The organism is Streptomyces triticirhizae, assembly GCF_003696235.1.
GTDB classification, from domain to species: Bacteria; Actinomycetota; Actinomycetes; order Streptomycetales; family Streptomycetaceae; genus Streptomyces; species Streptomyces triticirhizae.
Genome location: NZ_RFFJ01000265.1, coordinates 1 through 6708 on the forward strand (window position 1 = coordinate 1; position 6708 = coordinate 6708).

Below are 6708 nucleotides of genomic sequence, written 5' to 3' on the forward strand. Positions count from 1 at the left end.
CGCAGCGGGAGCACCGGGTCGCGGTCGGGGCGGGCGGCGCGGGCCAGGCCCACCTCGCCGTCCTGCTCCACCACGCCCTCGGCCAGCGGGGTGCGGTGGTCGGCCGGCACGGAACGGCCGCCCCGGCCGGCGAGCAGCCGGCCGATCCGGCGGCGGGCGGTGCGGGCGCGCAGTACCCGGCCGACCTCGCGCCAGGTGACGTCGGAGGCGTAGGAGATGGTGCGGCCGGCCTCGTAGACCTGGCGCAGCAGGCTGTCGGCGTCCAGCACGCCGAGCGCCTCGGCCACCTGGTCCTGGTCCTGGAGCGCCAGCCGCTCGGTGGCCCGCCCGGTGCACAGGTGCAGCGCGTCGCGCACGTCGAGCAGGGTGTTGCGGGCGGCCGCCAGGCCCTGGCGCGGGGCGTCGGCCACCCAGGACGCGGCGACGGCGCGGAGCGCGGTGGCGTCCCGCAGGCCGCCCCTGGCCTCCTTGAGGTCGGGTTCGAGGAGGAACGGCAACTCGCCCTGGCGGCGGGCCCGTTCACGGCCCAGCTCGTGGAGTTCCGGGAGCCTGGCCGGGGCCTGGGAGCGCCACTGGCCGAGGAGTTCGGTGCGCAGCTCGGCGGTGAGCGCGGCGTCGCCGGCGAGGTGGCGGGCGTCCAGCAGGCCGAGTTGGACCTTGAGGTCCTCGCCGGCGGTGGCGCGGGCCTCGGCGATGGTGCGCACGGAGTGGTCCAGGGCGAGGCCCAGGTCCCAGACCGGGTACCACAGGTGGTCGGCGACGGCGGCGATCTCCCGGGCCGACGCCTTGCCGTCGTGCAGCAGCAACAGGTCCAGGTCGCTGCGCGGGGAGAGTTCGCCCCTTCCGTAGCCGCCGACGGCGACCAGGGCCAGCCGGCCGGGGCGCGGGGCGGCGCGCAGCAGCCCGGCGAGCCAGTCGTCGGTGAGGCGGGCGAGCCGGGAACGCCGGGAAGGCCCGGGCCGCGCCTCCTCGTTGAGGAGGCGCAGCCGGGCCGAGGCGTAGCCGCCGTCGTGGCCCTCTTCCTCGCCTGTGGTGGGTGTCTGGGCCGTCATACGGTGGTAGCTCCCGAGGTGTCCCGAATCATTCAGAGGGCGTCCGGGCCGCGTTCCCCGGTGCGGACGCGGATCGCGGTCTCGACGGGCAGGCTCCACACCTTGCCGTCGCCGATCTTGCCCGTCCTGGCGGCCTTGACCACGACGTCCAGGAGCTGGTCGGCGTCGTCGTCCTCCACCAGGATCTCGACGCGGACCTTGGGCACCAGGTCGACGGTGTACTCCGCGCCCCGGTAGACCTCGGTGTGCCCGCGCTGCCGGCCGTAGCCGCTGGCCTCGGTGACCGTCAGGCCCTGGACTCCGAACGCCTGGAGGGCCTCCTTGACCTCGTCCAGCCGGTGCGGCTTGATCACCGCGACGATGAGCTTCATGCGTCCACCTTCTTCTGACCGGCCGCCACGTCGGCGGACGCGGTAACCGTGCTGCCGGGCACCGCTCCGGAGCCGGCCTGGCTGAAGTCGTACCCCGTCTCGGCGTGGTAGGCCAGGTCGAGGCCGGCGGTCTCGTCCTCCTCGCTGGCGCGGAAGCCGATGGTGACATCGATGATCTTGGCCAGCACCCAGGTGACGACGAAGGAGTAGACCAGGACCGCCCCCGCCGCGATCGCCTGGAGGGCGAACTGGGCGAAGCCACCGTCCCCGTTGATGGCCAGGAAGCCGACCATGAGGGTGCCGATGATGCCGCCCACGAGGTGGACGCCGACCACGTCGAGGGAGTCGTCGTAGCCGAGCTTGTACTTCAGACTCACGGCCCAGGCGCAGACCGCGCCGGCGACCAGGCCGATGAGCAGGGCGCCCATGGGGTTGACGTTGGCGCCGGAGGGGGTGATGGCGACCAGGCCGGCGATGGCGCCGGAGGCGGCACCCAGCGTGGTGTAGGCCCCGTGGCGGATGCGCTCGTAGATCAGCCAGCCGAGCACGGCGGTGCCGGTGGCGACCATGGTGTTGAGGGCCATCAGCGCGGTGGTGCCGTTGGCGGCCAGCTCGGAGCCGGCGTTGAAGCCGAACCAGCCGAACCACAGCAGGGCCGCGCCCAGCAGCACCATCGGGAGGTTGTGCGGGCGCATCGGGTCCTTCTTGAAGCCGATCCGCTTGCCGATCACCAGGACGGCGGCGAGGGCCGCGATGCCCGCGTTGATGTGGACGGCGGTGCCGCCGGCGAAGTCGATGACCGAGTGGCCGTCGATCTCCAGGTCGCCGATCCAGCCGTTCTCCCCCCAGACCCAGTGGGCGACGGGGAAGTAGACGATGCTCACCCACAGCGCGATGAACAGCGCCCAGGAGCTGAACTTCACGCGGTCGGCCAGCGCGCCGCTGATCAGCGCCGGCGTCAGCACGGCGAACATCAGCTGGAACACCGCGAAGGTCAGCAGGGCGTCCGAACCCTCGACGTCGAGCATCCCGCTGAAGCCGAGGTAGTCGAAGTTGCCGATGATCCCGTTGCCCTCGCCGTTGACACTGTCACCGAAGGCGATCGTGAAGCCGTAGAGCACCCACAGCACGCTGGAGATGCCGGTGGCGATGAAACACATCATGAGCATGTTGAGCGCGCTCTTGACACGGATCATGCCGCCGTAGAAAAAGGCGAGGCCAGGAGTCATCAGCATGACCATGGCGGCACAGATCACTACAAAAGCGATATCTGCTGCTTCCAACGTGACATCTCCTCATGAGTACGACCCGTGCGGGCAGGTTCTTGGCGGGTCAGGATGCGCCACAGGCTCTCGGAGGGCGGTTTCCGTCGATGCTCCGGTTTGTTTCGCGGGCGTGACGATGGCCGATCGCGTGTTACGCGACCATGAAACGATCAGCGGCCCGGGCCAGGCGCGGTACCGTGTCCGACACCTCCGGGCAGCCCGTCGGGCGGCCGCGCGCGGAGGAGCGAGAACCGGCCGTGCCGATACGCCACCCGGGTGACCTGGCGGGGGAGCCTGAGCGGACTGTCCGGGGCGGCCGGCACGGCCGGTGTCGAGGGGCGGGCGGCGCTCAGACCGCCCGGCTGGCCTCCGTTTCCGGGAGTTCGACGGTGAGCCGCTCGGTCAGGCCGGCGGCCTGGCGCAGCTCTCCGAAGTCCCGGCGGACGGCGGCGAGGGTGGTGCGCAGCCGGTTGGCGACCCGCTCGGAGCGGAGCCGACTGGCCAGATCGAGTGCCCGTTCGGCCAGCCGCAGGCAGTCCTCCGGCTCCCGCGCGAGGAGGTGCACGGTGGCCATCCCGATCAGGTTGAGTGCATACGACCGCTGGTGCCCGCCGTTCGGATCGCGCTCGCACTCCTCGGCGAACCCGGCGACCGCCTCCTCCATCAGCGGCCTGGCGCGGCTGACATAGGCGGGGCTGCGGCCGGCGACATAGGCCAGGTCCCGGTAGGAGTGGGCGTTCTCCGCGCACAGCTCGGCCCGCGAGAAGAAGCCGAGCCAGCCAGGGTCCCCGTCGGCCGGCGCGCTCTCGGCGAACGCCTCCTCCGCCAGCCGCACCGCGCGGTGGCAGCGGGCCGGCTGGCCGAGCGAGGCGTGTGCCCTGGCCTCCAGCGCGTACAGCAGCGCCTGGGCGCGCGGCGTGGCCTGCTCCCTGCTGCCGTACTGGGCCAGGTGCACCAGCTCCAACGCGTCCTCGGCGCGGCCGAGATGCATCATCTGCCGGCTCATCTGGGAGAGGACGAACGCGCCCAGCGGGCGGTCCTCGGCCTCCTTCGCCGCGTGCAGGGCCAGCACGAAGTACTTCTGCGCGGTCGGCTGGAGCCCGATGTCGTAGCTCATCCAGCCGGCCAGCTCGGCCAGTTCGGCGGTGACCCGGAAGAGGCGTCGCCGCACGGGCGCGGGGTGGCTGTCCTGGAGGAGGTCGGTGACCTCGTGCAGCTGTCCGACGACGGCCTTGCGGCGCAGCCCGCCGCCGCACTGCGCGTCCCAGGCGCGGAACTGGGCGGTCGCCTCCTGGAGTTGGTCCAGCTCGGCGCGGGAGATCCGGGTCCCCCGGCGGGGCGGGGCGCCCTGCGCGGTGGGCAGCGCGCTGACGTTGCCGTGGACGCCGGTGACGTTGCCGGGGCCGCCGAAGCCGCGCTCCTCGGGCGGGGTGGGGCTGGGCACCAGCCAGCGCTGGAGGGGCTCGATCAGGGCGGGGCCGGCGGACATGGTCAGCGAGGTGCCGAGGAAGCCGCGCCGGCCGAGCATCAGGTCGCTGCGGGAGAACTCGTTGATCAGCTCGATGGTCTGGTTGCCCGCCCAGGGCAGGTCGATGCCCGAGACGGCGGCCGCGTGCGGGGTGGCGCGCAGCCCGAGGTCCTCGACGCTGACGACGCAGCCGAAGCGCTCGGAGAACAGCTCGGAGAGGATGCGTGGTATCGGCTCGCGGGGCTGTTCGCCGTCCAGCCAGCGCCGCACCCGCGAGGTGTCGGTGCTGACGTGGTGCGCGCCCAGCTGCCTGGCCCGCCGGTTCACCTGTCTGGCCAGCTCGCCCTTGGACCAGCCGCTGCGGTGGAACCACGACGTCAGCCGTTCGTTCGGCCGCCTGACGGGGTTGCCGCCGCTGCCGTTGCCGCCCACGCTTCTCGCTCCGATCCCGGATATCGCCCAGTTGTGACGGATGCCTGCTGACATCCCGTCTACGATGCACCGAAAGTAATCCTACGATCACGCGCGTGACGAGGTCGCCACCGCAATCGCCACCATTCGCCACCCCTCACGCGAGAACCTCCTGCCCACCTCGCACGATTCACTGGTACGCACGCTGCTCACCGCCGGGCGGAGCGAAGCACTTTGGGGGCGCGCGTTGTGAGTTGCGCGCCCCGGGCGCCGCCGGCGCGGGCCGTAACCTCGGCTGATCAGACCCGTTGGAGTGTGCATGGGTTTCACCATCGTCGGTATGCGGGAGCGTCGGACGCCGCGTCCGCCGGCCCGCGGAGCCCGGCGCGACGCCGGTGGCTCCCCGCTCGACACCGCCGTGGCCGAGTATGTCGGGCTCTGGGGCTGGGACGTGACCCCCGGCGCCGTGCTCGCCACCGGCCAGGGGGGTTGCCGCTGCTCCTGCGGGCGGGCCGACTGCCCGGCGCCGGGCGCCCACCCGCTGGACCCCGGGCGTGTGATCCCGGCCGGCACCCCGCTCGACGAGGCGCTCGACGCCTGGGCCGAGGCGAGCGCCGCCGCACCCGGCGCCACCGCGCTGCTGCCCACCGGGCTGCGCTTCGACGTCCTCCAGGTGCCCGAGGCGGTGGCCAGGGCCGCGCTGCCCCGGCTCGACCGGCTGGCGCTCCCGCTCGGCCCGGTCGCGCTGGCCCCCGACGACCGCGCCTGGTTCTTTGTCGCGCCCGGCATCGCCGCCCAACTTCCGTCCCTGCTGAGGGCCTTGGGCTGGCCGGGCACGCCGCCCCGGCTGACCGCGCTGGGCCAGGGCGCCCATGTCCCCGCTCCCCCGTCCGCCGTCGCCGGACTCGGCGAGGTCGTCTGGCTGCGCCGCCCCGACGTGGAGACGGCCGCCACCCCGCCGAACGCCAACCCGTTGCTCGGCGCCCTCGCCGCCCTCTGCCGCCGGCTGGCCCCGCCCGGCTGACCGGCCGCCCGGCCGAGCCGGGGCGGAACGCTCATGCTCGATACAACTAGTCCGTGTCCGTAAAGTCTCGCCGGGCCCGCGACGCCATACGCGGCACCTCGCCGCGTTACCGCATCGCGCGAACACGGCCAGGTATGAGCTGCGATCCGGCGCCTTGCGACGCACCGCGTCTGACGCCGCGGTCTGATCCGACGAGACTCTACGGACACGACCTAGGCCGTTTCGTTTGGATCATCGGATCGTTGGGCTGGGTGTGCCGTTAACTGATGCGCAGTGGGCGCGGATTGAGCCGTTGTTGCCGGACCGGACGCCGAAGCGGGGTGGCCGCTGGCGGGATCATCGGCAGGTGATCGACGCGATTGCCTTCAAGTTTCAGACCGGGACGCAGTGGGTCCACCTGCCGGAGAAGTACGGCAACTGGAGAGGTGTCTACAACCGGCTGCGGATGTGGGCCCTGGACGGCACCTGGGAGCGGGTCTTCACCGCTCTGGTCGCCCAGGCCGACGCGGAGGAGGACCTTCACTGGGCGGTCGCGGTGGACTCCACGATCGTCCGTGCCCATCAGCACGCCGCCGGGGCCCGCAAAAAGGGGCTCCGGACGGCGAACCGGCGGACCACGCCATCGGACGCTCCCGCGGCGGATTGACGACGAAGATCCACCTGGCGGCCGACGGCAACTGCCGGCCTTTGGCCTTCCACCTCACCCCGGGACAGGCCGGTGACGCCCCCGGTTTCGAACCAGTGATGGCCGCCGTCCGCGTCCCCCGGGCCACCGGAAGGCCCCGCACCAGACCTGCGATGGTCCTTGCCGACAAGGCCTACTCCTCCCGCGCCATCCGCCACCATCTGCGCAGACGCGGCATCCGGGCCGTGATCCCCGTCCCGGCCGACCAGGCCGCCCACCGCAGGCGGCGCGGCAGCCACGGCGGCAGACCACCCGCCTTCGACCGCGAGATCTACAAGCAGCGCAACACCGTCGAACGGTGCATCAACCGCATCAAACACTGGCGCGGCCTCGCCACCCGCTACGACAAAACCGCAACCATCTACCTCGCCGGACTCCACATCGCAGGCATCTTCATCTGGTCCGCACGATGATCCAAACGAAAGAACCTAG

General features: G+C 72.2%; 6 protein-coding genes. 2 read left to right on the plus strand and 4 right to left on the minus strand.

What is annotated here, in order from left to right; genetic code table 11:
- From EBN88_RS27595 to nsdA, 4 genes are all read right to left on the minus strand, one after another.
- The coding region (locus EBN88_RS27595; protein WP_199742509.1) for a [protein-PII] uridylyltransferase family protein at nucleotides 1–1052 on the minus strand (1052 nt) is incomplete at its 3' end.
- 32 nt (nucleotides 1053–1084) lie between these two features.
- Nucleotides 1085–1423 carry a P-II family nitrogen regulator gene (locus tag EBN88_RS27600; protein ID WP_122399767.1) on the minus strand — a complete coding sequence of 113 codons (339 nt, stop codon included), beginning with the start codon at nucleotides 1421–1423 and terminating at the stop codon, nucleotides 1085–1087.
- Nucleotides 1420–2706, minus strand: a complete 1287-nt coding sequence (locus tag EBN88_RS27605) for an ammonium transporter (RefSeq protein ID WP_122399768.1) — start codon at nucleotides 2704–2706, stop codon at nucleotides 1420–1422. The genes EBN88_RS27600 and EBN88_RS27605 overlap by 4 nt, the downstream gene beginning before the upstream one ends.
- Nucleotides 2707–3037: 331 nt before the next feature.
- Entirely contained in the window at nucleotides 3038–4642 is a 1605-nt protein-coding gene (gene nsdA, locus EBN88_RS27610) for a transcriptional repressor NsdA (RefSeq protein WP_233581035.1), read from the minus strand.
- Between the two features lie 244 nt (nucleotides 4643–4886).
- Between nsdA and EBN88_RS27615 the strand changes: the two genes are divergently transcribed.
- Nucleotides 4887–5591 (plus strand): DNA primase, encoded by a 705-nt coding sequence (locus EBN88_RS27615; RefSeq protein ID WP_122399770.1) that lies wholly within the window; start codon nucleotides 4887–4889, stop codon nucleotides 5589–5591.
- 238 nt (nucleotides 5592–5829) lie between these two features.
- Nucleotides 5830–6689 (plus strand): IS5 family transposase gene (locus EBN88_RS27620; RefSeq protein WP_407703474.1). Its coding sequence is split into 2 segments (ribosomal slippage): nucleotides 5830–6190 and nucleotides 6190–6689, totalling 861 coding nucleotides; the frame shifts between segments, so codons are not numbered across the junction.
- Nucleotides 6690–6708: the final 19 nt, after the last annotated feature.

Coding starts and splice junctions, on each gene's coding strand:
- EBN88_RS27600 (WP_122399767.1), bottom strand. CDS start 1,423: ATGAAGCTCATCGTCGCGGTGATCAAGCCGCACCGGCTGGACGAGGTC.
- EBN88_RS27615 (WP_122399770.1), top strand. CDS start 4,887: ATGGGTTTCACCATCGTCGGTATGCGGGAGCGTCGGACGCCGCGTCCG.
- nsdA (WP_233581035.1), bottom strand. CDS start 4,642: ATGTCAGCAGGCATCCGTCACAACTGGGCGATATCCGGGATCGGAGCG.